Source organism: Nesterenkonia aerolata (assembly GCF_031470965.1).
In the GTDB taxonomy this organism is placed as follows: Bacteria; Actinomycetota; Actinomycetes; order Actinomycetales; family Micrococcaceae; genus Nesterenkonia; species Nesterenkonia aerolata.
Window position 1 is genome coordinate 1 of sequence record NZ_JAVKGR010000041.1, and the last position, 1,888, is coordinate 1,888.

Genomic DNA, 1,888 nt, shown 5'->3' on the forward strand with positions numbered 1-1,888 from the left:
CGTCGTTGGTCTTGGTGGCGACCTCCTTGGCGAGCTGGGCGCCGAGGTTCTCGTAGGAGTCCTCGACCTCCACCTCGCGGGCGATGGTCACGCCGTCGTTGGTGATGGTGGGTGCGCCCCAGGACTTGTCCAGGACCACGTTGCGGCCCTTGGGGCCCAGAGTGACCTTGACCGTGTCTGCGAGCTTGTCGATGCCGCCCGGAAAGCTCTCGCGGTGCTTGACGAGCTCGGGTTGACTCCCAACGGTGACTTGCCGACGACTTATGATGCCGAGCGGCGGCCTGCCTTGTATGTCGCTGGGGGCGAGGATGAGCACGGGCGTGTCTTCCTGATCGAGCAACGGCACGCAGATGCCGGTATCAAGGCCATCTTCTGGACGCGCCATTCCGACGACCAGTCCCTGCACGAAGCGCACGAAGCGAACTGGAACGATTGATCCATCGCATTAATTTTCGCGTTGAATGAATAGAGAATGCGTTGTGGCTCGATGTAGGGGGAAACGAGAATTCTTGGGCGTGGTGTCTCGGCGATCCGAGTGTGCCTTGACGATCTAGGTCAACACATTGTGTGACTGACAGACTTGGAGTCCAAGAACTAATGCCGACCTCAGAATCTCATTGGCTCGGGGAAGATTGGCACTGTCCTCATGCAGCCGGGGCAATATGGCATCGTCTCGGTTGGCTTCTCTGTTCAGCTGATCACCCTGAGAGTCGGTCGCTCAGCGAGCGAGATTTTACCGCCCCTCGCTGTGATTTCAGTCGCTGAACCTGTCTATGACAGCAACCAGAGCAGTTCGGCTGGAACGCCTCGACCAGGACCGATCAGCTGGAGTACAAGGCCTCGATTGCTCAGTGGCATGCTGAGCGGCGCGCCCGCCGTCCGAAGACCGCGAAGATGGTCACCAACGACCGGCTGCGTCAGTACGTCTGGTGTGACCCCTAATTTTAGTTCCACCGGTTATGAGAGTTGCGCTAGCGCCCGGGCCTCCGGGCAGGAAAACTGGTGTGACTATGACAAGCAAGAGACGACGCCATAGCGCGGAACAGATCATTCGGAAGCTCCAAGACGCCGAAAAACTTCAGGCCCAAGGCCAGGACGTCGCCGCTATCGCCCGCGAACTCGGCGTCACCGAGGCCACCTACTACCGGTGGAAGAACCAGTACGGCGGGCTCAAGGCCGAGGATGCCAAACGGCTCAAGGAGCTGGAGAAACAGAACGACCGGCTCAAGAAGCTCTTAGCAGAGGCCGAGCTGGAGAAGGCGGCGTTGAAGGAGCTGGCGGAGGGAAACTTCTAAGCCCGGACCGTCGCCGCGCTGGGGTCCATCACCTGATGCAGAAGATGGGTCTCTCCGAGCGGAAGGCCACGGTGTTGGTCGGGCTTTCTCGTTCTGCGTTCCGCCGCCGGCTCACCGGTGAGTCCACCGCTGACGCTGATGCCGGCCTGCGGGGGTGGCTTCGGGCCTACGCGAAGGCCCATCCGCGGTGGGGCTATCGGCGGGCTTACCATGATGCACGGGCCGAGGGCTGGGAGATCAACCATAAGAAGGTCCAACGTCTCTGGCGCGAAGAGGGCTTACGGGTGCCGGTGAAACGTCGTCGCAAACGCATCGGATCCTCCACTGCGGAAGCCCCCTCGGCTGGGGCACCGAACACAGTGTGGGCGGTGGATTTCCAGTTCGACGCTGACGAGACCGGACGTACGATCAAGATCGCTTCGATCGTTGATGAACACACCTGTGAATGCCTCGGCGGTATCGTGGCCCGCAGCATCACCGGTGCTGACCTCACCGCTCACCTGGATGTCATCGCAGCTGACCGGGGGCTGCCGCAAGTGTGAACCGTCCTGGGTCTTGTTCCGATCTGTTGAGCAGAGAGGATAGGGACTATG

The 1,888-nt window shown here is 60.8% G+C and carries 1 protein-coding gene and 1 pseudogene; one reads left to right on the forward strand and one right to left on the reverse strand.

Annotation, left to right across the window (positions count from 1 at the left end; all coding sequences use genetic code 11):
• On the reverse strand, positions 1 to 415 hold a 415-nt coding region (locus RIL96_RS13215), incomplete at its 3' end, for a TCP-1/cpn60 chaperonin family protein (RefSeq protein ID WP_310549478.1).
• 595 nt (positions 416 to 1,010) lie between these two features.
• Between RIL96_RS13215 and RIL96_RS13220 the strand changes: the two are divergent.
• Positions 1,011 to 1,834 (forward strand): annotated as a pseudogene (locus tag RIL96_RS13220) (IS3 family transposase); the annotation flags it as partial.
• Positions 1,835 to 1,888 lie beyond the last annotated feature (54 nt).